Origin of the sequence: Nonomuraea purpurea (assembly GCF_042650645.1) — a bacterium.
Classification (GTDB): Bacteria; Actinomycetota; Actinomycetes; order Streptosporangiales; family Streptosporangiaceae; genus Nonomuraea; species Nonomuraea purpurea.
The window spans coordinates 193,488-216,357 of sequence record NZ_JBHSBI010000010.1 but is presented as its reverse complement, the minus strand read 5'-3'; the positions used below and the strand labels follow the sequence as shown (position 1 = coordinate 216,357).

The following is a 22,870-nucleotide window of genomic DNA, read 5'->3' as shown; positions in this document are numbered from 1 at the left end:
CAGGCATTCCGCTCCTAACGTTCCAGGATCGCTTCCTCGAAGTCGAGTTCGGCCATGACCTTGCGCAGGACCTCGTCGTCGAGGCGGCGTTCGTCGCGCAGGCGGACGAAGAGCCGGCGTTCGGCCTGGAGCATCTCGCGGCGCAGCCGCCGGTAGAGGGCGCTGGGGGTCTCGGCGCCGCCCGGCCCCGTGCCGCCGCCGAGGCGTTCCCAGGCGGTCAGCGAGCGCCGCCACGACTTCTCCCTGAGCTGGTCGATGACCTGCTTCTGGATCTCGTCGGGCTCGCCCACCTCGGCCACCAGGCGCTCCAGCTCCGCCAGGCCCGCCTCCAGCGCCGCCTGCTGGGCCGCCGCCTCCGCCAGGCGGTCCTCGTACTGCTCCTGCTCGCTCGAGACGCCCAGCCGCTTGATCAGCGAGGGGAACGTCATGCCCTGGATGAGCAGCGTCCCGATCACGGTCGTGAACGTCAGGAACAGCAGCATGGCGCGGTCCCGCTCCGGCACCTCCGGCGGGATGGCGAACGCGGCCGCCAGCGACACCACGCCCCGCATGCCCGCCCAGCCGAGGATGACCGTCTGCGGCACGGTCGGCTGGCTGTCTCCCTTGCTCAGGAGCTTGAGCAGGTATGTGGCGAACACCCACACGAACCTGCTGACGATCGTCACGCCGAGCACGGCGGCGGCGTAGCCGGCGACCTCCCAGGGGCGGTAGCCGGAGATGCCCCTGATCACGGTCACGAGTTGCAGCCCGATGAGCGCGAACACGATCGCTTCGAGGAAGAAGTCGGTGACCTTCCACACCGCGCCGGACACCAGCCGCGTCCCGAACCCGCGCAGGTGCATGCTGTTGCCCAGGTGGAGGCCGACGATCACGACCGCGATCACGCCTGAGGCGTGCACGGACTCCGCCGCCAGGTAGGCGGCGAACGGGATCAGCAGCATCAGCGTGTTCTCGACCAGCGAGTCGCGTGTGTGCTGGAACAGCCAGGCGAACGCGAACGCCAGCGCGAGCCCGATCGCCACGCCGCCCACTGCGGCGAATAAGAACTGCCCGATGCTGTCCAGGAGGCTCACGGTGCCGCCCACGGCCGCGCCGATGGCCACGCGGTAGGCGGTCAGGGCGGTGGCGTCGTTGAACAGGCTCTCGCCGATGAGGATGGTCAGCGACCGGCGCGGCAGGCCCAGTCGCCGTCCGACCGCGACGGCCGCCACGGCGTCGGGCGGGGCGATGATGGCGCCCAGCGCGAACGCCAGGGCCAGGTGGAGGTCGGGCAGGAGCAGGTGGACGACCCACCCCACCACAGCCGTCGTGAACAGCACCAGGCCGACCGACAGCAGCGTCACGGACCTTCTGACGTCGCGCAGGCGCAGATAGGAGCTGTCGAAGGCGGCGGAGTAGAGCAGCGGCGGCAGGAACACGAACAGGACCAGTTCCGGCTGGAGTGGCACCGGCGGGATCAGCGGCGACACCAGCAGCCCCGCGGCCACCAGCAACAGCGGCGCCGGCCATCCTCGGCGCCGCGCGATGGCCGCGACGCCGATCGCACCGGCGGCGACCACCAGCAACTGCAGGCCCAAGATCGGATTCACCGGTCCTCCTCCCACCCAGCCCGAGCACCGTCACCATAAAGGCACGGCCGGCTCACTCCGCTACAAAGGCGCGACCGACCCGATCAGCTCACTTCGAAGGCAGCCCCGTCCGGGACGATCGGCTCAGACGCAATTGAACAGAACTCGCCGTCTGGCCTGGTCATTCCCCACAACGACCACACCGCATGCGAAGCACCGGCCGTTCCCAACGTCCCGCCACTGGGCCGGATACGCCGTGTGATCGTGGTGGTCGCGCCGCGGCTCACGGTTGCCGGTCGGGACGCCCGGTCCGATCGTCGTTCCGGAAGGACCCCGACCGCCCGCAGGGGCGAGCGGGCCGGGCGGTCACCACTCCCTGCGGTCGCTCCTGTCAGGGTATTCCTGCTGCTGTTGCTCAGGCCGGAGGCGTTCACCGGTGGAGAACATGGGGTCCCCGACGTAGGGCCGGGACATGGCCGCCGGGTCGGAGCCGTGCGGGGGGTACTGGTCCTGGCGGCCGAGGGCGAGCAGCGGGTCCACGGGGTTGGACGGCGGCGGGGTCTGGTAGGCCGAATAGTCGGGCTGCTGCTGGGGAGCCTGCTGACGCATCTGGGGCATCGGACGGGGCCGGCCCGCACCGGGGATGCCGTGCATGGGCGTGCCGAGCCCGGCCCCGCTGGCGGCCTGCTGCGTCTGGCTCTGCTGAGGCGTTTGCTGGTGGTATGCGTCGGGCTGCTGGTAGTCGGGCTGCGGGTAGTGGTCCGCTTGCTGGTAGTTGTCCGGCTGCTGGTAGTTGTCGGCCTGCAGGTAGCTGTCGGCGCGCCGCCCGTACGGATCGGACGGGTACTGCTGCTGGGCGGGCTGGTACGGCTCCGCGGCCTGCGAGGGGAAGCCGAGCGGGTCGGTGCCCAGCGGCGACGGGCGGTGCTGCTCGCCGGACATCTGGTAGACGGGCTCGTTCTCGACGTACTGCGGCCCGGTGAAGGTATCCGGCTGGACCTGGTGCGGCCCGCTGAGGGGGTCGGAGATGTACTGGGGGCCGCTGAAGGGGTCACCGGCGTACTTGGGCTGCGGCGCGGTCGATTCGACGTACTGAGGGCCGGTGAACGGGGCCCGATCGCCATAGGCCGGGGCCGCCGTCTCCCGCGGGGCGGTCGTCTCGCCGTAGGAGGCCACCAGCTTGTCCTGGTGCGCGGGCGGCGTGCCCCTGGCCACGAGGACGTCGTTCGGCGACAGGGCTGCGGTCGGACGGTCGTCCGCGTGCTGCTGCGGGACCTGCGGTTGAGGTGCGGGGGCGTGCTGCGGAGGCGCCGGGGCGTGCTGGGGGGCGGGCGCATGTTGCTGCGGCGCCGCGAGCTGCTGCCCGGTGATCTGCGCCGGCCGCTGGTATGTACCGGTGCCCGGGATGACCTCGGTGCCCGGTTCCTGAGCGGGGACGGCGGGTTGTTCGCCGGTGGCCTCCGCGAAACCCTCGTCGAGGGTGTCGAGCAGCCGGCCGACGTCCTCCATCGGCATGCGGAAGCTCGCTGTGCACATTTCGCCCCGCCACAAGCTGAGCACCAGCGTGCCCTCATGCCACGTGACACGGAGACTACGCTCCTGACCTCGCGCATCGAAGAAGACTTCGCCGAACGACGGCAACGGGACAACTTCCGACATGGCAGACATACTGCTTTAACCAGCCTTTATTCGTCCACTCAACCCCGGAAAACCCTATGGAACCGGTCTTTCCATCTACACCGAGAACCCCTCTGGTCACACCGGGTTAAGCTTTCACCGACCGGTTGGAGTCCCGATCGCCCAGTGTGCCACGCGCGCCGGCGAAAGCGCCCCGGAACGCCGGGATGCGTCTGGCCGATCACTCGCCGTTCGGCACGGCGACTCGGGAATGCGGGTAGCGTTTACTGCCGTGCCGGACTCCCATCTCCCGTCAGTGGACGAGCTGCTCAGCATCGCGGTCAACGCTCTCGGAGGGAGCGAACGGCAGGGCCAGATGACGATGGTCCACGCCGTTCAGAAAGCCATCGACGACCAGGAGCACGTCGCGGTCCAGGCGGGCACGGGCACCGGCAAGTCACTGGCGTACCTGGTGCCCTCGATCCGGCACGCGATGGACAGCGAGAAGCCCGTCGTGATCTCCACGGCCACCATCGCGCTGCAGCGCCAGCTCGTCGACCGCGACCTGCCGAGGCTGTCCGAGGCACTGGGCAAGGAGCTGCCGCACGAGCCGACGTTCGCGATCCTCAAGGGCCGGCGCAACTACCTGTGCCGCTACAAGGCGACGGCGGGCTGGCCCGAGGAGGACGAGCAGGACCAGCTCTTCGACCCGCGCGAGGTGAGCGCGACCGGGCGCATGGTCCAGCGCATCCAGGAATGGGCGGAAGAGACCGAGACGGGCGACCGCGACGAACTGGTGCCCGGGGTCAGCGAGCAGGCCTGGCGGCAGTTCTCCGTCAGCGCGCAGGAGTGCCTGGGCGCCAACCGCTGCCCGAGCGGGGCCGAGTGCTTCGCCGAACTGGCCAGAGCGCGGGCGGGCGAGGTCGACGTGGTCGTGACCAACCACGCGCTGCTGGCCATCGACGCCATGGGCGAGCTGCCGGTGCTGCCCGAGCACGAGGTCGTGGTCGTGGACGAGGCCCACGAACTGGTCGACCGGGTCACCTCGGTGGTGACCAACGAGCTGTCGGAGTCGTCGGTGATGCTCGCCGTGCGCCGGGTCGGCCGGCTGATCGACCAGCCGATCGCCGACCAGCTCATGGAGGCGGGAGAAGACCTCAAGGCGCTGCTGGCCGCCGCGCCTGCCGGGCGCATCGACGACATGCCGCAGGTGCTCGGGCTCACCCTGCAGCTCGTACGCGACACCGCCTGGCGCTGCATCACCGCCATGGGCCCCCGGGGCGCCGACAAGGACGACCCGGACAAGGCGGGGCAGCGCAAGGCCGCGTTCACGGCGCTCGACGAGGTGCACGACACCGCCGTCCGCATACTCGACGCCTACGGACACGCGTCCGAAGCCGACCGGGCCGAGGTGGTCTGGCTCGACGCGGGCACCGACCGGCGCCCGCCCATGCTGCGGGTCGCGCCGCTGAGCGTGAGCGGCATGCTGCGCGAGAGGCTGTTCGGAGAGCGGACGGTGGTCCTCACCTCGGCCACGCTCGCGCTCGGGGGCACCTTCGACGGCCTGGCCGCCCAATGGGGGCTCGGCGACGGCAAGGGCTGGCAGGGCTTCGACGTGGGCTCGCCGTTCGACCACCAGCGCGCCGGAATCCTGTACGTCGCCAAACACCTGCCCCAGCCGGGCCGCGACGGGCTGCCCCAGCAGTACCTCGACGAGATCGCCGAGCTCATCGAAGCGGCCGGGGGGCGCACACTGGGGCTGTTCTCGTCGATGCGCGCGGCCAAGGCGGCCACGGAAGCGCTGCGCGACCGGCTGGACGTGCCGCTGCTGTGCCAGGGCGACGACTCGACGATGCTGCTGGTCAAGCAGTTCGCCGAAGAGGAGCCGACCTGCCTGTTCGGCACGCTGTCACTGTGGCAGGGGGTGGACGTGCCGGGGCCCTCGCTGCGGCTGGTCATCATCGACCGGGTACCGTTCCCCCGCCCCGACGACCCGCTGACCTCGGCCAGGCAACGCCACGTGGTGGCCAAGGGCGGCAACGGCTTCATGTCGGTCGCCGCCACCCACGCCGCCCTCCTCCTGGCCCAGGGTGCCGGCCGCCTCCTGCGCTCCCAGTCCGACAAGGGCGTCATCGCGGTCCTCGACCCCCGCCTGGCCACGGCCCGCTACAGCAGCTTCCTCCTGGGCTCCCTCCCCCCGTTCTGGCGCACCACAGACCCCACCGTCCCCCGAGCCGCCCTCAAACGCCTGTCCACAGAGTCCTGACACCCGCATCCGGGGACGTGGAGACAGCCCAACACCAGGGCTCGGAACACGAACGCGCCCGCCGCCGCAGGCTGACTCGCCGCCCAAGGCGCCGGTGCGGCGAGAAGCACAACGGCGGCGCTCGGCGCAACGCGAACGGCGGCCAGCACACCCGTTACGCGACCTGGCCAACGCAACCGGGTTTTGACCACGAAGCGGGTCAATCGTTTCGCACCGTAACGGCGACCAGCCGGTGAAGGGTCAGCGGCCGTTTCCTGGAGGGCCATCAGCCGAAGTGCGGCGGGTGGCCGACCACGGCAGCGCGTACAAGATGAAAACCCAAATCGGGTGGCCGGCCATGGGAGCGCGTGCAAGATGGAAATTCAAGAAAACGGAGAGAGCTCCGGGCGCTTGGGAGAAACCCCGTCGCCCGAGGAGGAGCGCCGGAGGCGGCGGGACACCCAGGGGACCAGGTGTTCGCGCATCCATTGGGCGTCTTCGCGCCGCCGGGCGCGGGGGTCGACCACCCGTTCGGGCCACTCCTTGCGCCAGTCGTCGAACGGCACCCCCAGCACGTCGAGCACCCGGGCCGCCACCAGCCGGTGCCCGTCCTCATTCATGTGGAGCCGGTCGACGCTCCACGCCCGCCAGTCCCGCAGCCCCTGCATGGACCACTGGTCGACAAGCCGGCACCCATACAGGTCGGCGATGGAACGCAGGTGCAGGTAGTAGATCGCGAACCGGCCGCGCAGCCGGCGCATCAGCGGCGTGTCGCGCGGATCCACGCCCGTGAACAGCAGCACGTCGGCCCCGCCGGCGCGCAGGTCGCGCACGGCGCGGGCGAGTTGTTTGGCCATCACGTCGGGGTCGCTGCCCGGTCTGAGCAGGTCGTTGCCTCCGGCGCAGAAGCTGACCAGGTCGGGGGCCATCTCGACGGCCAGCGGCACCTGCTCGGCGACGATCTGGCCGAGCAGTTTGCCGCGGACGGCCAGGTTGGCGTAGCGGAAGGAGGGGTCGTCGGCGGCGAGCCGCTCGGCCACCCGGTCGGCCCAGCCACGGTAGCGCCCGTTGGTGCCGGGGTCGTTAAGTCCTTCTGTGAAGCTGTCACCGAGGGCGACGAAGGACTTGTAGTGCCTCATGAGGTCGGTTTCTTCTCCGCGATAGCGTGCAGCGCAAGGACGTATGACTGTAGTCCGAACCCCGCGATGGTGCCCGTCGCCACCCCGGCGACGACCGAGGTGTGTCGAAACTCTTCTCTGGCGGCCGGGTTGGAGATGTGGACCTCGACGAGCGGGGCGGTGCGCTGGGCGATGGCGTCGCGCAGGGCGTAGGAGTAGTGGGTGAAGGCGGCCGGGTTGAGCACCACGGGGATGCGGCCGTCGATGGCCTCGTGGATCCAGCCGATCATCTCGGCCTCGTCGTCGGTCTGGCGCACCTCGACGTGCTCGCCGAGCTTCCTGCCGGTGTCGCGGCAGAGGTCGGCCAGGTCCTGGAGGGTCTCGGCACCGTAGACGGACGGCTCGCGGGTGCCGAGGCGCTGGAGATTGGGGCCGTTCAACACCAGGATCATGCGGAGATCTCCTTGACGGGCTCGCGGGTGCCGAGGAGGTTCACGGGGATCATGCGGAGATCTCCTTGTAGGCGGCTTCGAGGAGTTCTTCGGCCGGGTCTTCGAGGCGGCCCGGCTTGGCCAGGTCGTCGAGCACCACGAAGCGCTGTTTGGCGCCGCGGTTCTTCTTGTCCAGGCGCATGTGCTCGCGCAGGCGCGGCCAGGCGTCGGCGCGGTAGCCGATGGGCAGGCCGACGCCGGTGAGGATGGAGCGGGTACGGGCGACGAGGTCGGCGCGGCCGGAGAGCCTGGACAGCTCGGCGGCGTAGACCATGCCGATGGCGACGGCCTCGCCGTGGCGGATGGCGTAGTGCTCGTCACGTTCGATGGCGTGGGCGAGCGTGTGGCCGTAGTTGAGGATCTCGCGCAGCCCGGCCTCGCGCAGGTCGGCGCCGACGACGTCGGCCTTGACCTGGATCTTGCGTTCGATCAGCTCGCGGGTGTGGGGCCCGTCGGGCCTGGTGGCGGCCTCGGGGTCGGCTTCGACGAGGTCGAGGATGACGGGGTCGGCGATGAAGCCGCCCTTGATGATCTCGGCCAGCCCGGCCACGTAGTCGGCCTTGGGCATGCTGGTGAGCGTGGACAGCTCGCACAGGACGCCCGCGGGCGGCAGGAAGGTGCCCACGAGGTTCTTGCCCTCGGGGGTGTCGATGCCGTTCTTGCCGCCGACGGCCGCGTCGACCATGGCCAGCAGCGTCGTGGGCACGAGCACGACCTGGACGCCGCGCAGCCACGTGCCGGCCACGAACCCGGCCAGGTCGGTCGTCGCTCCCCCGCCCACGCCCACTACGGCGTCGGAGCGGGTGACACCGTGGCGGCCGAGCGCGGACCAGAGCTGGGCGGCGACCTCGACGGTCTTGGCCTGCTCGCCGTCGGGCACGGGCAGCTCGACGACCTCGTAGCCGGCCTCGGACAGCGCCGCGCAGACGGGCCTGGAGATCTCGGGCAGGGTCTCGGGGCGGATGACCGCGGCCGTGCGCACGCCGGGCTTGAGCAGCGTGGGCAGCTCGGCCAGCACGCCGGTGCCGATCACCACGTCGTACGGGCTGTCTCCGCGTACGGGGATCCGCGTCGCGCTCATGCGGGCAGCCCCTTCACGATCTCGTCGGCGAGCTCTTCCGGCTCTCGTTTGTCGGTCACCACGGTCACCACGGCCAGCCGCTCGTAGACGGGCCGCCGCTCCTCCATGAGCTTCTTGAGCCGGCTGCGCGGGTTGAGCACGAGCAGTGGCCTGGCGGAGGCGAGCCCGACCCGCTGGACCGCGTCGGAGAGCCCCACCTGCAGGTAGACGACGTGGTGGCCGGCGAGCAGCGCCTGTGTCTCCTCGTTCAGCACGGCGCCGCCGCCCAGCGACAGAATGCCGTCGTGTTCGGCCAGCGCACGGCGCACGGCCTCGTGCTCCAGCTCGCGGAAGCGGGCCTCGCCGTCCTCGACGAAGATGTCGGAGACGGGCTTGCCGGCCACGGCCTCGATGTCGGTGTCGGTGTCGCGGAATCCGACGCCGAGCCGCTCGGCGAGGAGTTGCCCGAGCGTGGTCTTGCCGGAGCCGGGTGGCCCGATCAGCACCGCCTTGGTCATTTGATCACCATGGAAGAGAGGTATCCGGACAGGTTGCGGGCGACTTCCTCCACGGAGTCGCCGCCGAACTTCTCGATCGCCGCGTCGGCCAGCGCCAGCGCGACCATCGCCTCGGCCACGATCCCGGCCGCGGGAACGGCGCACACGTCGGAGCGTTCGTGGTGGGCCTTGGCCGGTTCGCCGGTCTTGACGTCGATCGTGGCCAGCGCCCTGGGCACCGTGGAGATCGGCTTCATGGCGGCGCTGACGCGCAGGATCTCGCCGTTGGTCATGCCGCCCTCGATGCCGCCCGCGCGGTTGGTGATGCGCCGGACGCCCTCGTCGGTGGTGTATTCGATCTCGTCGTGGGCGCATGAGCCCGGCCTTCTGGCGGTCTCGAAGCCGTCGCCGACCGCGACGCCCTTGATCGCCTGGATGCCCATGAGGGCGGCGGCGAGCTTGGAGTCGAGCCTGCGGTCCCAGTGGGTGTAGCTGCCCAGGCCGGGCGGCAGGCCGTAGGCGAGCACCTCGACGACGCCGCCGAGCGTGTCGCCGTCCTTGTGGGCCTTGTCGATCACGGCGACCATGGCGGCGCTGCCCTCGGGGTCAAAGCACCGGACCGGGTCGTCGTCGATTCGGCCCAGGTCGCCGGGGCCGGGCAGGTCTTCCGACGGGGTGCGGGCGCCGCCGAGTTCGGTGACGTGGCTGATGATGTCGACGCCGAGCGCCTGCTTGAGGAAGCGCCTGGCGACCTCGCCGAGCGCGACGCGGGCCGCGGTCTCGCGGGCGCTGGCCCGGTCGAGCACCTGCCTGGCGTCGTCGAACCCGTACTTCTGCATGCCCGCCAGGTCGGCGTGGCCGGGGCGGGGCCGGGATCTGGGGGCATTGCGCGCCAGCCCCTCCAGCTCGGCCGGGTCGACCGGGTCGGCGGCCATCACCTTCTCCCACTTGGGCCACTCGGTGTTGCCGATGCGGATGGCGACGGGGCTGCCCATGGTGCGCCCGTGGCGGATGCCGCCCACGATCGTCACCTGGTCCTGCTCGAACTTCATGCGGGCGCCGCGCCCGTAACCGAGCCTGCGGCGGCGCAGGGCCTCGTCGATCGCGGCCGTGGTCACCTCCACTCCGGCCGGGAGGCCTTCGAGGATGGCGACGAGTTCGGGTCCGTGAGATTCTCCGGCGGTCAACCAGCGCAACATACGTATAAGTCTTCCATGTGCTCTCCAGTGAGACGTCCCACGTTCACCAGGTGAGACCGAGTGTCGCGAACGCGCCGAGCAGCATGAACGGGCCGAAGGGGAACTCGGTGTGCCTGGTTCCGCGCCTGGTCAGCAGCAGGGCCAGGCCGTAGACGGCGCCGAGTAACTGGCCGCAGACGGCGGCGACGATCAGCGCCTGCCAGCTCAGTGCCGCGCTCGCCATGCCGATCAGGCCTGCCAGTTTGACATCGCCCAGGCCCATGGCGTCCGGGCGGAGAAACCAGAGCAGCCCGTAGGCGGCCGCCAGCGCCGCCCCGCCGGCCAGCGCCCTGGGCAGTTCTCCCGTCGGCAGGAGGGCCAGCGCCATGATCGGGTACGCCGGGAGCGTGATCGCGTCGGGCAGCAGGCAGGTACGCCAGTCGATCACGGCCAGCGCCGTGCCGATCACGGCGAAGCACACGAATGGCGGCCCGATCCGCCAGGCGACGAGCGCGGCCACGGCGGCGGTCAGCACCTCCACGGCCGGGGGCCAGGCGGGCACGGGCATGACGCCGCCGCCGCGAGAGTCGTAGGAGTCGGCCAGCGCCCGGACGGCACGCCCGCAGACCAGGCCGATCAACGCCATGAGTGCGACCACGAGCGCACCCTAACCGCGCCCGCCGCCGCAAGCGCGCCGATCACCGCAACGGCTATGACCTCCTGGAGAACCAGCGGCGCTTGCGGGCCGGCTCCACCTTGGCCATGGTCACGCCGCCGAGCCGGTCGAGGGTGCCGGACTCGATCGCGGCCAGCGCCTCCAGGACCTGCCCCTCGATCACGAACTGCACGGGACCGGCCACGTCCACCACGACCGCGGCCGCGCGCTCCTGGACGGCGGCCTGGCAGACCTGGAGCGTGGTGGCCTGGATCGGCCTGGCGTCGGGCCGCCACCTGGCCAGCGCCTGCGCGCCGGTGAACGCCAGAACCGCCTGCCTGCCGTCCTGCCCGACGAGCTTGGGCAGGGCCATCTCGCTCTCCTTCTCCTGCCGCAGCCCGCCCGCGCCGACCTCGGACTCGGTCAGCAGGGCGACGACGGGAACGAGCAGCCGGGCGCCGCTGAGGGCGTTCAGCACGTCGGCGGCCTCGGCCGTGCCCGCCTCATAGGCGGCGAGCGCGGCGGTCACGGCGGGCGCGGCACCGCCGTCGTCGTGGGGGTCAAGGGGTTGCGGGATGCTCGGCACAACCACCGAGACTACCCGCGCCGGGACTCGCCCCGAGCGCGGGTTCGATGGCCAAGGGACGGTCGGACCTGGATGTGAGCGCCAGCCGCCCCGCCCCCTACCCCAGGTCGGCGATGGCCGCCACCGGGCCGCCGCCGGAAGGCCCCTGGTGGACGGCGGCCACCGAGACGAAGACCGCCGGATCGCCCGTGACGGCGGCCGCGACCCCGCCCACCGCGGCCTTGATCTGCCGGTGCCAGTGCACGTCGGAGTCGTCGAGCATGATGTTGCGCCGCCCGCGCACCCGCCCCGACGGGTCGGCCTCGCACTTCATGAACACGTTCACCAGCCGGTCTCCGAGGTCGGAAGGGTGCGGCCGGTCGGGCAGCGGCAGGCCCGCGTCCCTGATCGCGTCCCAGATGCCGTCGGCGTCCAGGGCGTCCTTCATGACGCCGTGGCCGATGCGGTAGCGTCCGCCGACGCCGCGGACGTTCCCGACCAGGACGATCTGCGCCCGGTCCAGCTCCACGCCCGACGAGCAGGAGGCGACCGACGAGTACAGCGACAGGTCCTTGTGGATCTGGTCGGCGCGCGGCATGTCGATCTCGCCGAGGGCGACGGCGATGCCGAGGGCGGTGGTGGAGTTGGACAGGTCCATGGAGGGGCCGGTCTCCTCGATGGCGGTGTCCTGGCCCCGGCTCTTGGCCTCGCTGATGGTGGACAGGGTGAGCAGCGGCGTCTTGGTCTGCACGTAGTGCACGTCGCGCGGATCGTCGATCCCGGCGATCTTCATGGCCTCGCGGACCCCGGCGGCGACCTTCTCCACCATGGCGGGCCTGCCGATGTCCTCGGGCAGGATCACCTCGCTCATGGCCACGCCCACCGACAGCCTCGGCTCGTCGGAGGCGGGCGCGTCGGCGGTGGTGGCGAAGATGGTGGCGTGCGGGCTCAGGACTCCGTCGGTGCCGCCCGACCACACCAGCGGCACGCTGTCGGGGGCCGGGTGGCCGTGCTCGGCCAGCACTTCGCGGAAGGCGCGGTCGGCGAGGATGCGCGTGTAGTCGTTCACCCCGCCGTTGCCCTCGGTCTTGCCGATGACGGCGAGCACCCGGCGCGCCTCGATCACCCCGTCGGCGATGAGCCGCGACAGGCCGGAGGCGTCGGTGACACTCTCGATCGGCACCTTGCGCACTTCGATCGGTTCCGGCATGTGAAGTCCCTTTCCTCCCGTACCCTTTCGCGACGCTAGCCGAGCGGGTCAGCGTGGTTCATGGTCAATGTCTGCCCACGAACCCCTCCGACGATGTCAAGGTGCGCCGACCGGGTCCAGCCGCTCGCGCAGCAGGCAGAACTCGTTGCCTTCCGGGTCGGCCAGCACGTGCCAGGGCTCGTCGCCGCTCTGCCCGACGTCGGCGGGGCGGGCGCCGAGGGCCAGCAGGCGGTCGAGCTCGCCCGCCTGATCACGATCGGTCGGGTTGACGTCGATGTGCAGCGGGAGCTTGCCGGCCTTGGGGTGGTTGGTGGGGTTGAAGGCGATGGTCGGCCAAGGGCCGCCGAACCCCGAGCCGGGCGGGCCGATCCGGACGCTCCCCTCGATCCGATCGTGCACCACGTAGCCGAGCACCTCGCACCAGAACGCCGCCAGACGCTCGGGGTCGCGGCTGTCCATCACCAATTCGCTGATACGGCATGCCATGCGACATGAGTACCCCACCGGGGCGGCCGGTAGGGTCGCGGATGTGATTCGCGAAGCGCACGTAAACGGGATCAAACTCGTATACCGCGAGGAAGGCGACCCAGCCGCTCCCCCGCTGCTGCTCCTGCACGGCCGCACCGCCAACCACAACGACTGGAACGGCATCACCCGGCACTTCGCCGCCCGCCACCACGTCGTCGTCCCCGACCTGCGCGGCCACGGCGCCAGCGACCGCCCGGGCGTCTACCCGCTGCCCGCCATGGCCGAGGACGTCGCCGGGCTGCTCGATCACCTCGGCGCCGACCGCGCCACGCTGATCGGCCACTCGCTCGGCGGCGCGGTGGCCTACCACCTGGCCATGCGCCACCCCGGCCGGGTCGAGCGGCTCGTCCTGGAGGATCCGGTGCCGCCGAGCCCGCTCGAAGGGCGCCTGCCCCTGGTGGAGGACGACTCCACCGGGTTCGACTGGCGGATGATGCACGACACCGAGCGCCAGCTCCTCGACCCCGACCCGGCCTGGATCGACGGGCTCGGAAAGATCACGGCGCCGACCCTGGTGATCGGCGGCGGCAAACAGAGCTTGTTCGACGCGGGACAGGTCGCCGAGCGGATCCCGGGGGCGCAGTTCGTGGTGATCGAGGTCGGGCACCTCATCCACGTGAACGCCCGCGCCGACTTCCTGCGCACGGTGGAGGCGTTCCTGGACTCCTGACGCGCGCTGTTGGTACTGCACAGCCATGAGGAAGTGACAAGCATTCAGCGGCCGTCGAGGACTACCTGACCGACCACGCCACCCGTGTGGCGGGGAGCGCCCGGAGGCCGGCGACGGCAAGTGTCACCGTCATCACACCCAGCGCTACGCACTGGACCAGCATCGAGGTCCAGTAGATCTCGCCCACGAAGTCGGGGTTGGTGTCGGGGGGATTCCAGCCCAGCTCTGGCAGGCGGGTGAGCAGCGCCAGGGCCCCCAGGATCGCCAGCGCGAGCGGCAGTGCCGGTGACCCGCCCCTGACCAGCCAGTGCGTCCCGACCACCACGACCGCCAGGACGGCGATGCCCATCCGATTGAGCCAGGGGTACAACCACAGCGTGTCCTCGGTCATCAGCAAGGGGGCCGCCCACGCCAGCAGCGTCACTGCCGTCAGTGGCAGCAGGGCCACCCACCAGGGACGGCGGGCCGGTGGGGCGTCGCCGTGGAAGCCCACCAGCGTGGCCAGCACCGGCACCGCCACGAGCAGCACGGAGGACGCTCCCATCAGGGAGGAACCGTGGATGTCGACCAGGAACAGGGACCAGGCGCCGCCCAGCGCCGCCGTCACCTTGGCCAGCCGGGCGCGTCCCCGCATGAGCGCCACAAAGGCGACAACCCACAGGCAGAGCGCAGCCGCCTCGCCGATCTTGAACAGCCGTTCCGTGGAGCCGGGCATGCCGACGAACTGCGGTTCTCCCAGGACGGTGACGCTGACAACCAGGTCCGCGACGGCGGACAGTGCGGTCAATGCGTGGAAGGCCACTCCGAGCACCGCGACGAGCCGCACGGTCTCGCCCCAGGCGACGTACTGAGGAGTGATGCCGAGCCGGATCCGGACGGACAGTGCCAGCACGCTGGCGATCTCGCCCCAGCGCGGACGGGGGTTCACCTCGTCGGGCACCTCGCCGGACATGTCCATGAACTCGGCCACCATCTCCTCCTCGCGCTCGGCGCGGTAGGAGGCGGGAAGCAGTCGCAGGACGTGGCGGTAACGCTGTTCCAGCAGGGACGCGGTCACGCGGCGCCTCCGGCGGTCCTGGCTCGCAGGCGGGTGATCGCCACACTGGCGGTGTCGGCGAGCCGGGTGGCGTCCTCGTGAAGGGCGCGCGCGCCGGAGTCGGTCAGCCGGTAGTAGCGGCGCAGCCGCCCCTGCTGGACCTCCTCGTGGTCGAGTTCGACCAGCCCCTCTGCGGCCAGCCGGTCGAGGACGCCGTACAGGGAACCGATCTTGAGCTGCACCCGCCCGCCGGAGAGCCGGTCGACCTCCTGGACGATGCCGTAACCGTGGCGCGGCTCATCGACCAGGGCGGTGAGCGCCAGGAACATGGGCTCTGTAATGTTCACCATCCCAGCATATCATGCAAGTCAGGATATAGGCATGGCCAAGATCGCCTATGCCCACTGACCCGGCTCAGGACTTACTCGTCCAGCCCCTGACGGTTTTCGCGCGCCTGAACCTGCGCGTAACCCCCGTGTCACGTGCGCGGGCCAGGGTAGAGGCGTGGTCGACATGCATGTACACCAGCGCCTGGGTCGTCTGAGGTTGATGGCGCCCTCGATCGGCCAGTGCGCCGTCGCCGCGGCGCTGGCCTGGCTCATCGCCAAGGACGTGCTCGGCCACAGCCGCCCCTTCTTCGCCCCCATCGCGGTCGTGGTGTGCATCGGCGTCGGCCTGGGCCAGCGGCTGCGGCGGGTGGTCGAGCTGGTCGTCGGGGTCAGCGTGGGCGTCGGCGTGGGCGACCTGCTGGTGTCGTGGATCGGCTCGGGCGCCTGGCAGATCGCGCTCGTGGTGGCGCTGGCGATGGCCGCCGCGGTGGTGCTCGACAGCGGCTCGCTGATCGTGCTCCAGGCCGGCTCCTCGGCGGTGCTGGTGGCCACGCTGCTGCCGCCGAGCGGCACCGGCGGGTTCGACAGGATGCTGGACGCCCTGCTCGGCGGCCTGATGGGGCTGGCGGCCGTCGCATTGCTGCCCGCCAGCCCGTCCGCGCTGGCCACGCGGCACGCCTCGGGGATGTTCGACGCGCTGGCGGACGCGCTGCGGCGGACCGCGGAGGCCATCGAGCGCTGCGACTCGGGCCTGGCCGCCGAGGCCCTGCACGCCGCTCGGGGCACCCAGTCGAACGTGGAGGAGTTCAGGCAGGCGCTGGAGACCAGCAGGGAGATCGCCACGATCTCGCCGCTGCACCGCCACCGCCGCACCCGCCTGGAGGGGTACGAGAAGGCGGCCGTGCCTCTCGACCACGCGCTCAGGAACGCCAGGGTGCTGGCCAGGCGGGCCATCGTGGCGCTCGACGGCTCCAGCCCACTGCCGCCGTGGATGCCCGGGGCGCTGCGCGAACTCGCCGAGGCCACCCTGGTGCTGCGCGAAGAGCTGGCCGCCGGACGCACTCCGGAGCAGGCCGCTCAGGCGATCCTGTCGGTGGCGTCGCGGCAGGGCTCGGAGCGGTGGGGATTCTCGGCGGATGTGATGATCGCTCAACTCCGGTCCATCATCGTGGACCTGCTGCAGGCGACCGGCACGGAACGCGAGGAGGCGGTGGCGGCGCTGCCGCCGCTCGACGTCCCGAAAGAGTTAGCCCACCCGAAAACAGGGCAAACGTGACCCCAATGTCATAAAGATCCGCCAAGGTGGAGGGGTGCGAACCAGGCTCAGCGATCACATGAAGGAACGGCTGGGCACGTTCGGCCTGATGGCGCCCTCCATCGCGCAATCCGCGGTCGGCGCCGCGCTGGCCTGGGTCATCGCCATGGAACTGCTCGGCCACCCCCGCCCCTTCTTCGCCCCCATCTCCGTGCTCGTCTGCGTGGGCGTCGGGCTCGGCCAACGGCTGCGCCGGGTCGTCGAACTGGTCGTGGGCGTCAGCCTGGGGGTGGGCATCGGCGACCTGCTGGTGGCGTGGATCGGCTCAGGCGCCTGGCAGATCGCGCTCGTGGTGGGGCTGGCGATGGCGGTGGCCGTGCTGCTGAACAGCGGGGCGCTGTTCGTGGCGCAGGCCGGCTCGTCGGCCGTGCTGGTGGCCACGCTGGTGCCGGGCGAGGGCGCGGGCGGGCTGGACCGGATGGCCGACGCGCTCACCGGGGGCGTGATCGCGATCGCGGCGGTGGCGCTGATGCCCGCGAGCCCGTTCACGATCGCGGCCAAGCACCTGTCCGGGGTGCTGGACGCGCTGTCCACGGTGATGGAGAAGGCCGCGGAGGCGATCGAGAAGCGGGACGTGGACCTGGCCGCCGAAGCGCTGGAGGAGGCGCGCAACACGCAGGCGGCGGTGGAGGAGTACGAGATGGCGCTGGAGACCAGCAAGGAGATCACCCTGATCTCACCGCTGCACTGGCATCGCCGGGCCCGGCTGGCCCAGTACGAGACCGCGGCCGTGCCGGTGGATCTGGCCATGCGCAACGCCCGGGTGCTGGCCAGGCGGACGCTGGCCGCGCTCGGCGAGGCGAGCCCGCCACCCGCTTCACTGGCCGAGGCGATGCGCGAGGTGTCGGAGGCGGCGCTGCTGCTGCAGCTCGAACTGGGCGCCGGGCGGGAGCCGACGCTGGCCCGGCAGGCGCTGCTCGCGGTGGCGGCGCGGGAGCGGCCCGACGGGCTCGGGTTCTCGGCACACGTGATCATCGCGCAGCTCCGGTCCGTGGTCGTGGACCTGCTTCAGGCGACCGGCATGGAGTACGAGGCGGCCACGGAGGCGCTGACCCCGCTGGACGAGCCGAGCCGCTGAGGGCGATCAGGCCGCTTTCGTGAAGGTACGCAGGACGTCGGCGATCTCGTCGACTTCGGCGAGTTTGCCGGAGGCCACGGCGATGACCAGGTCGTAGGCGGAGTCGTCGTCGGTGTCGAGTTCGACGCCGTTGAACCGCAGGAAGACATCAGTCACCAACCAGGACAGCCGCTTGTTGCCGTCGATGAGCGGATGGTTGGTCGCCACCGAGTGCAACAGCGCCGCCGCCTTCGTCATCAGGTCGGGATAGGCCTCCTGGCCGAACATGGTCGAGCTCGGCCGATGCACGGCCGAGTCGAGCAGGCCGAGGTCTCTCACTGCCAGAACGTTGCCCAGCTCGGCCTCGGCGAGTTCGAGAACCTGCTCCAGTGTGAGATACCGGGTCATTCGCCAAGCCGATCAAGGACATTGCGCCAGCGGTCCCTGGACTTCGCGCCAAGGCGACGGACCTCCTCGTCGGCGGCGTGCCGAGCCAGATACTCCTCGATCGCGTTCAGGGCGACCTGCTGCATGCTGCGCCCCTCGAACTCGGCGCGCTTGCGAAGGGCCTCGGTCTGCTCGTCGGTCAGGCGAAGGGTCATAGCCATACCCCCCATCGTAGGTCGAAGGTGGTATCACCGCGATACCACCACGGTGAGTTTACCCTTCGTTACGATGCGTTGAACTGACGGGAGTCAGGCGGACAAACGTTTGAGGCGGGATGCGGCCTCGTCGATGACCTCGTCCTTCTTGCAGAAGGCGAAGCGGACGAAGTGGCGCCCGCGTTCGGCGTGGTCGTAGAAGACCTGCGTGGGGATGGCCACCACCCCGGCCAGTTCGGGCAGGCGGCGGGTCAGTTCGAGGCCGTCCTCGAAGCCCAGCGGCCGGATGTCGGTCTGGACGAAGTACGTGCCGGAGGGCCGCAGCACCGAGAAGCCGGCCGCCTCCAGCCCGTCCATCAGCCGGTCGCGTTTGTCCTGGAGCCCGGCGCGCAGGGCCGAGACCCAGTCGAGTTCGTGTCGCAGCCCGAAGGCCACCGCGAGCTGCCAGGGCGCGCTCGCCGTGAAGGTGAGGAACTGTTTGACGGTCTGCACGGCGGTGACCAGGTCGGGCGGCGCGCAGATCCAGCCGGTCTTCCAGCCGGTCACCGAGAACGTCTTCCCCGCTGAAGAGATCATGATCGTGCGCTCGCGCATGCCCGGCAGCGTGGCCAGGGGGATGTGCTCGACGCCGTCGAAGGTCAGGTGCTCGTACACCTCATCCGTGATCGCGATCAGCCCGCGCTCCCGGCAGAGCTCGGCGATGAGGGTGAGCTCATCGCGGGTGAACACGGTGCCTGTCGGGTTGTGCGGTGAGTTGACCAGGATGGCGCGGGTGCGCGGGGTGACGGCGGCGCGTAGTTCGTCGGGGTCGAAGGTGAAGCGGCCCGCCTGCGGCCGCATCGTCACGGCCACCAGCCGGGCCTGGGCCAGGGCGATCGAGGCGGCGTAGGAGTCGTAGTAGGGCTCGAACGCGATCACCTCGTCCCCCGGCTCGCACAGGGCCAGCACGCTGGCCGCGACGGCTTCTGTGGCGCCCACGGTGACCAGGATCTCGCCGGCCGGATCGTAGTCGAGGCCGTAGTGCGCCGCCCGGTGGTCGGAGACCGCCCGCCGCAGTTCCATGAGCCCGGGGCCCGGTGGGTACTGGTTGGCGCCGGCGCCGATCGCCTGGACCGCGCGGTCGAGCATCGCCGCGGGCCCGTCGGTGTCGGGGAAGCCCTGTCCCAGGTTGATCGATCCGGTCTGTGCGGCCAGCGCGCTCATCTCCGCGAAAATGGTCGTGCCGAAGGCGCGCATCCGGGTAACAAGTGGTTCGGTCACGGCTCCACACTATTAGTCTCGTTCCGTGATCACTCGGGTCGTGCTCGCCCTCGCCCTGGCTTTTCCTCCCGCCATGACCTCCGGCGAGGCCGCCGCGGCGGACTGTCCCGTCGCCATGCCGCCCCGCACCACCTGCGGTTTCCTCGTGGTCCCCGAGCGCAGGGACGCCCCGGGCGCGACGATCGAGGTCGGGTACGCGGTTCACTCCTCGACCGCAAAGGACCGCAAAGCGGACCCGATCGTCTACATGGGCGGCGGCCCCGCCTCGTCGTCGATCCAGCTCACGGGGTTTCTGAGCCAGATGTTCCCCGACCGCGACGTGGTGACGATCGAACAGCGCGGCAGCAAGTACTCCAAACCGGTCCTGAGCTGCCCCGAGACGGCCGAGGCGCTGCTGGGGCAGCTCAGGACCCCGCCCGCCGACATGGCCGCCGCCGCGGTGAGGTGCCGCGAGCGGCTCCGGCAGCAGGGCGTGGACCTGCGGGGCTACAACACCAAGGAGATCGTGGCCGACGTGGTGGCGCTGCGCCGGCAGCTCGGGTACACCTCGTGGAACCTGTTCGGCGTCAGCTACTCGACCCGGGTCATGATGGACGTGGCCGCGGCCGACCCCGAGGGGGTGCGGTCGGTGGTGCTGGACTCGTTCCTGCCGGAGAGCGTGCGCTGGTACGACGACGCCGGCAGGAACCTGGCCGACGCCATGGCCTGGCTGGGGGTGACGGGCGGGTTCGACGCCATGGTGGCGCGGCTCAACCGGTCGCCGGCGCGGGTGGCGACCACCGATCCGCTGCTGGGCAGGGCGTTCACGGCGCGGATGAGCGGCGACGGCGTCGCCACGATCATGGCGGAGGCGCTGCACGAGGCTGACGTGGCCGCGGTGGCTCCGGCGATGGTGAACGCGCTGGCCACGGGCCACGACGAGTTGCTGCGCCCGCTGGCCGACGCCGTGGGCGAGGGGCTGGTGTCGCACGAGTTCGGGCTGTATCACGCGGTGCAGTGCCAAGACGAGGTCCCGTTCAACACCTTCACCACCAAATCCCGACTTTTCACCGTAAATGGCGATAAAGCGGTGTGCGATGCTTGGCAGCTCCCCAAATCCGCGCCCGTCAACGCCACCGCCAAGGCCCCCGTGTACGTGCTCGGCGGCCAGTACGACCCCACCACCCCTGTCAGGACCGCCAAGCCCGCCGCCGAGGCCCTGCCCAACGCCCGTTTCCAGGAGTTCGCCGGCGCCTCCCACGCCGTCTTCCTGAGCAGCGCGTGCGCCCGCGCGCAGATCGCCGAGTTCGTCGGCGACCCCGCGCGCCACACGGCCTCCCCCTGCCTCGACGACACCCTCGCCCCGGCGGGCGGCATGCACGTGACCCTGGCGCCGTACGAGATCTCCCGGTCCCCCTGGCTGGCCGCCCCCTTCGCGCTGTTCGCGCTGACGTCCCTGATCCAGCTCGTCACGGCCGCGCTGAAGGGCAGGGGCCTGGCGGCCTTCGGCGGGCTGGCGGGCGTGGCGTTCGCCGGGCTCATCGTCCAGTCGATCTCCGCCCTGGCCGGCAGGAACGAGACCGCGCTGGCCGTCGGCGTCCCCGACATGGTCGGGTTCTACACCTGGATCGCGGCCGTCTCGGCGGTGCTGACCGCGGCGGCGCTGCGCCACGACCGCCGGTGGCCGCAGATCACGGCTGCCGTCATCAGCGGCGGATTCCTCATATGGTGGTTCACCTGGTTCCTTTGACGCGTATCCGTGAACTCGACGCCCTACGCGGCTTCGCGGTGGGCGGCATCATGCTGGTCAACACCTGGCAGCACACCGCCAAGGAGCCGCGCACGGCGGTCGACTGGACGATCGACGCGCTGTTCCAGAGCCGGTTCTACCCGATCTTCTCGTTGCTGTTCGGCATCAGCTTCATGCTGTTCCTGCGCGGCAACAGCCGCTGGGCGCTGCTGAGCAGGCTGTTCTGGCTGTTCTGGATCGGGATGGCCCAGCACGCCTTCTACAAGGGCGAGGTGCTGACCGACTACGCCTTCTACGGCGCGGCGGTGCTGCTGCCCGCCTCGTTCCTGCCGGGCGGCCTGCCGGTACTGCTGCTGGCGCTGGTGGTGATCGCGTGGGCGGTGCTGGTGGGCGGCGGGCCGCTGCTCATCCCCGGCCTGTTCCTGCTCGGGATGGCGCTGTGGGAGCTGCGCCCGTCCAGGCGGCTGCTGCTGCCGGCGTTCGCGGTCACGACGCTGGCCACCATCCTGCTGAGCGGCGCGTGGGCCGTGACGAACTCGTGGACCCTCTACAGCGTGGCCGCCCTGATGGGCGCGGCCGCGTACTCGCTGGGCCTGCTGCTCGTCCTGCGGCCGTGGTTGTCGGCGGTGCTGGAGCCGCTGGGGCGGATGGCGCTGACCAACTACGTCTCGGGCACCGCGGTGATCGTGGCGGCCACGCCGCTGCTGAACGCCGACAGGACCCGCTGGGCGGTGGTGGCGCTGGCGCTGGCGACCGTGGGCGTTCAGGTGCTGTTCAGCCGGTGGTGGCTGGCCAGATTCAGGTACGGCCCACTCGAATGGATTTGGCGATGCCTGACCTGGTTTCGACTGGTGTCTAACCGGTTAGAGTCGGGCCGTGACCACAATCGCCCTCTGTCAGATCCCGGTGTCCCCTGACCCGCCGACGAACCTCAAGAGGGTCAAAGAGGCTCTGGCCAGAGCCGAGGGAGCCGATCTCGCGATCTTTCCCGAGGCCACGCTCACCCGTTACGGCAGGCGCATCACCGAGCTCGCCGAGCCCCTCGACGGGCCGTTCGTGTCCGGCCTGGCCGAGGCCGCCGGGGAGCACGGTCTGCCGGTGATCGCCGGGGTCTTCGAATCGGGGGACGACCGCGTGCGCAACACGGCCGTGGTCCTCGACGCGCAGGGTGCGCTGCGGGCGGCGTACCGGAAGATCCACCTGTTCGACTCGTTCGGGGCCAAGGAGTCCGACCTGGTCGCGCCGGGGGCCGAGCCCGTGGTCGTGGAGCTGGCCGGGCTCAGGGTGGGGCTGGCGACCTGCTACGACCTCCGCTTCCCCGAGCTGTTCAGGGCGCTGGTCGACCGGGGCGCGGAGCTGTTCGCGGTGATCGCCGCCTGGGGCTCGGGGCCCCTCAAGGAGGAACACTGGGTGACCCTGGTCAAGGCGCGGGCGCTGGAGAACACCATGTGGACCGCGGCCGTCGGCCAGGCGCCCAACCCGGCCGAGTCCTCCGACGGGTACGGGGTCGGGCGCAGCATGCTGGTCGACCCCCTGGGCGTGGTCCGCGCCGACGCCGGCACCGGCCCCGGCGTGCAACTCGTACAGGTCGATCATGAGTGGACGGCGACGGCCAGGGCCACCCTGCCGTGCCTCCAACATCGGGTGCTCTGACGTCAAGCGATCGTAAAGTGGAACAGTGAGCGGAACGCAGATGCAGAAGGTTGTCCCGCCGCGTCTGCTCGTGCCATATCTGGCGGGCAAGCGCACGGTCATCTCCGGCTACGTCTACCGGGTCCAGGACTGCGTCAGACTGACCACCCCCGAGGCCCTCTACTACGGCCTCGACCTGGGCTTCGAGGTGTCGGAGCTGTTCGCGGAGGTGCCAGAGCTGTATGTCATGCGCTGGTTCGCCCGCGACGTCGACACCTACGCGGTGCCGTACGGGCCGCACATGGGAGGCGACTGGAGCGACAGTCCGCCGTTCGCCGGCAACGGGTTCACGACGTCGTCGGAGCACGTGGTGCCGCAGTTCCACACCGTGCCGATGCCGATCCCGGCGGGAGCGGAGATCATCCACGTGACCGATGCGGGAGAGCGGCCCTTCGCCGAGTACGACGGGCTGACCTGGCGGCCCGCCGCATGAGCGAGCAGAGCAGAG

General features: G+C 70.7%; 24 protein-coding genes. 8 read left to right on the top strand and 16 right to left on the bottom strand.

The annotated features are described in order from the left end of the window. Positions 1-14: 14 nt before the first annotated feature. Together ACFOY2_RS21445 and ACFOY2_RS21440 are read right to left on the bottom strand one after the other, a co-directional pair. The gene (locus ACFOY2_RS21445; RefSeq protein WP_379529829.1) at positions 15-1,589 is read right to left on the bottom strand and encodes a Na+/H+ antiporter; all 1,575 of its coding nucleotides are present in this window, start codon (positions 1,587-1,589) and stop codon (positions 15-17) included. Positions 1,590-1,934: 345 nt separating this feature from the next. Beyond that, on the bottom strand, positions 1,935-3,227 hold the full coding sequence (locus ACFOY2_RS21440) for a hypothetical protein (RefSeq protein WP_379529828.1): 1,293 nt from the start codon (positions 3,225-3,227) through the stop codon (positions 1,935-1,937). Between the two features lie 229 nt (positions 3,228-3,456). Here ACFOY2_RS21440 and ACFOY2_RS21435 point away from each other — a divergent pair, with 229 nt between their 5' ends. Continuing rightward, positions 3,457-5,451, top strand: a complete 1,995-nt coding sequence (locus tag ACFOY2_RS21435; RefSeq protein WP_379529827.1) for an ATP-dependent DNA helicase — start codon at positions 3,457-3,459, stop codon at positions 5,449-5,451. 362 nt (positions 5,452-5,813) lie between these two features. Here the strand turns inward: ACFOY2_RS21435 and ACFOY2_RS21430 are convergent, their stop codons facing one another. The 9 genes from ACFOY2_RS21430 to ACFOY2_RS21390 all read right to left on the bottom strand — a co-directional run bounded on the left by ACFOY2_RS21430 (position 5,814) and on the right by ACFOY2_RS21390 (position 12,690). Next, complete coding sequence (locus ACFOY2_RS21430; RefSeq protein WP_379529826.1) at positions 5,814-6,569, bottom strand: SGNH/GDSL hydrolase family protein; 756 nt, start codon at positions 6,567-6,569, stop codon at positions 5,814-5,816. Further along, the gene (gene aroQ / locus ACFOY2_RS21425) at positions 6,566-7,000 is read right to left on the bottom strand and encodes a type II 3-dehydroquinate dehydratase (protein WP_379529825.1); all 435 of its coding nucleotides are present in this window, start codon (positions 6,998-7,000) and stop codon (positions 6,566-6,568) included. The genes ACFOY2_RS21430 and aroQ overlap by 4 nt, the downstream gene beginning before the upstream one ends. A gap of 49 nt (positions 7,001-7,049) precedes the next feature. After that, a complete protein-coding gene (gene aroB / locus ACFOY2_RS21420) occupies positions 7,050-8,120 on the bottom strand; it encodes a 3-dehydroquinate synthase (RefSeq protein WP_379529824.1) in 1,071 nt (356 codons plus the stop codon). Continuing rightward, entirely contained in the window at positions 8,117-8,617 is a 501-nt protein-coding gene (locus tag ACFOY2_RS21415; protein WP_379529823.1) for a shikimate kinase, read from the bottom strand. The genes aroB and ACFOY2_RS21415 overlap by 4 nt, the downstream gene beginning before the upstream one ends. Further along, complete coding sequence (gene aroC / locus ACFOY2_RS21410) at positions 8,614-9,795, bottom strand: chorismate synthase (protein ID WP_379529822.1); 1,182 nt, start codon at positions 9,793-9,795, stop codon at positions 8,614-8,616. The genes ACFOY2_RS21415 and aroC overlap by 4 nt, the downstream gene beginning before the upstream one ends. A 43-nt stretch (positions 9,796-9,838) precedes the next feature. Continuing rightward, positions 9,839-10,432, bottom strand: coding sequence for a prepilin peptidase (locus ACFOY2_RS21405; RefSeq protein WP_379529821.1), 594 nt, complete (start codon positions 10,430-10,432; stop codon positions 9,839-9,841). Positions 10,433-10,484: 52 nt separating this feature from the next. Further along, positions 10,485-11,015: an SseB family protein gene (locus ACFOY2_RS21400; RefSeq protein ID WP_379529820.1), complete on the bottom strand. Its 531-nt coding sequence runs from the start codon at positions 11,013-11,015 to the stop codon at positions 10,485-10,487. A 97-nt stretch (positions 11,016-11,112) separates the two neighbouring features. Beyond that, entirely contained in the window at positions 11,113-12,204 is a 1,092-nt protein-coding gene (locus ACFOY2_RS21395; protein ID WP_379529819.1) for a barbiturase, read from the bottom strand. 96 nt (positions 12,205-12,300) lie between these two features. Continuing rightward, positions 12,301-12,690 (bottom strand): VOC family protein, encoded by a 390-nt coding sequence (locus ACFOY2_RS21390; protein ID WP_379529818.1) that lies wholly within the window; start codon positions 12,688-12,690, stop codon positions 12,301-12,303. A 43-nt stretch (positions 12,691-12,733) separates the two neighbouring features. Here ACFOY2_RS21390 and ACFOY2_RS21385 point away from each other — a divergent pair, with 43 nt between their 5' ends. Further along, a complete protein-coding gene (locus tag ACFOY2_RS21385) occupies positions 12,734-13,402 on the top strand; it encodes an alpha/beta fold hydrolase (protein ID WP_379529817.1) in 669 nt (222 codons plus the stop codon). Between the two features lie 61 nt (positions 13,403-13,463). On the opposite strand, the gene ACFOY2_RS21380 is transcribed toward ACFOY2_RS21385, so the two are convergent. Together ACFOY2_RS21380 and ACFOY2_RS21375 are read right to left on the bottom strand one after the other, a co-directional pair. Continuing rightward, the gene (locus tag ACFOY2_RS21380; protein WP_379529816.1) at positions 13,464-14,459 is read right to left on the bottom strand and encodes a hypothetical protein; all 996 of its coding nucleotides are present in this window, start codon (positions 14,457-14,459) and stop codon (positions 13,464-13,466) included. Beyond that, complete coding sequence (locus ACFOY2_RS21375; RefSeq protein ID WP_379529815.1) at positions 14,456-14,788, bottom strand: PadR family transcriptional regulator; 333 nt, start codon at positions 14,786-14,788, stop codon at positions 14,456-14,458. Before ACFOY2_RS21375 ends, ACFOY2_RS21380 begins: the two co-directional genes overlap by 4 nt. 199 nt (positions 14,789-14,987) lie before the next feature. Here ACFOY2_RS21375 and ACFOY2_RS21370 point away from each other — a divergent pair, with 199 nt between their 5' ends. Next, positions 14,988-16,043, top strand: a complete 1,056-nt coding sequence (locus tag ACFOY2_RS21370; protein ID WP_379529814.1) for an FUSC family protein — start codon at positions 14,988-14,990, stop codon at positions 16,041-16,043. Positions 16,044-16,077: 34 nt separating this feature from the next. Further along, a complete protein-coding gene (locus ACFOY2_RS21365) occupies positions 16,078-17,160 on the top strand; it encodes an FUSC family protein (RefSeq protein ID WP_379529813.1) in 1,083 nt (360 codons plus the stop codon). A gap of 6 nt (positions 17,161-17,166) precedes the next feature. On the opposite strand, the gene ACFOY2_RS21360 is transcribed toward ACFOY2_RS21365, so the two are convergent. From ACFOY2_RS21360 to ACFOY2_RS21350, 3 genes are all read right to left on the bottom strand, one after another. Continuing rightward, positions 17,167-17,547 carry a type II toxin-antitoxin system death-on-curing family toxin gene (locus ACFOY2_RS21360; RefSeq protein ID WP_379529812.1) on the bottom strand — a complete coding sequence of 127 codons (381 nt, stop codon included), beginning with the start codon at positions 17,545-17,547 and terminating at the stop codon, positions 17,167-17,169. Beyond that, entirely contained in the window at positions 17,544-17,747 is a 204-nt protein-coding gene (locus ACFOY2_RS21355) for a CopG family transcriptional regulator (RefSeq protein ID WP_379529811.1), read from the bottom strand. The genes ACFOY2_RS21360 and ACFOY2_RS21355 overlap by 4 nt, the downstream gene beginning before the upstream one ends. A gap of 87 nt (positions 17,748-17,834) precedes the next feature. Beyond that, entirely contained in the window at positions 17,835-19,001 is a 1,167-nt protein-coding gene (locus tag ACFOY2_RS21350) for a pyridoxal phosphate-dependent aminotransferase (RefSeq protein WP_379529810.1), read from the bottom strand. Positions 19,002-19,026: 25 nt separating this feature from the next. Here ACFOY2_RS21350 and ACFOY2_RS21345 point away from each other — a divergent pair, with 25 nt between their 5' ends. From ACFOY2_RS21345 to ACFOY2_RS21330, 4 genes are read left to right on the top strand one after another with little or no spacing between them, the layout of a single operon-like run. Then, positions 19,027-20,730 (top strand): alpha/beta fold hydrolase, encoded by a 1,704-nt coding sequence (locus ACFOY2_RS21345; RefSeq protein ID WP_379529809.1) that lies wholly within the window; start codon positions 19,027-19,029, stop codon positions 20,728-20,730. After that, positions 20,727-21,647: a DUF418 domain-containing protein gene (locus ACFOY2_RS21340; protein WP_379529808.1), complete on the top strand. Its 921-nt coding sequence runs from the start codon at positions 20,727-20,729 to the stop codon at positions 21,645-21,647. The genes ACFOY2_RS21345 and ACFOY2_RS21340 overlap by 4 nt, the downstream gene beginning before the upstream one ends. After that, a complete protein-coding gene (locus tag ACFOY2_RS21335) occupies positions 21,607-22,383 on the top strand; it encodes a carbon-nitrogen hydrolase family protein (protein ID WP_379529807.1) in 777 nt (258 codons plus the stop codon). Before ACFOY2_RS21340 ends, ACFOY2_RS21335 begins: the two co-directional genes overlap by 41 nt. Positions 22,384-22,408: 25 nt before the next feature. Further along, the gene (locus ACFOY2_RS21330; protein WP_379529806.1) at positions 22,409-22,855 is read left to right on the top strand and encodes a hypothetical protein; all 447 of its coding nucleotides are present in this window, start codon (positions 22,409-22,411) and stop codon (positions 22,853-22,855) included. Positions 22,856-22,870 lie beyond the last annotated feature (15 nt).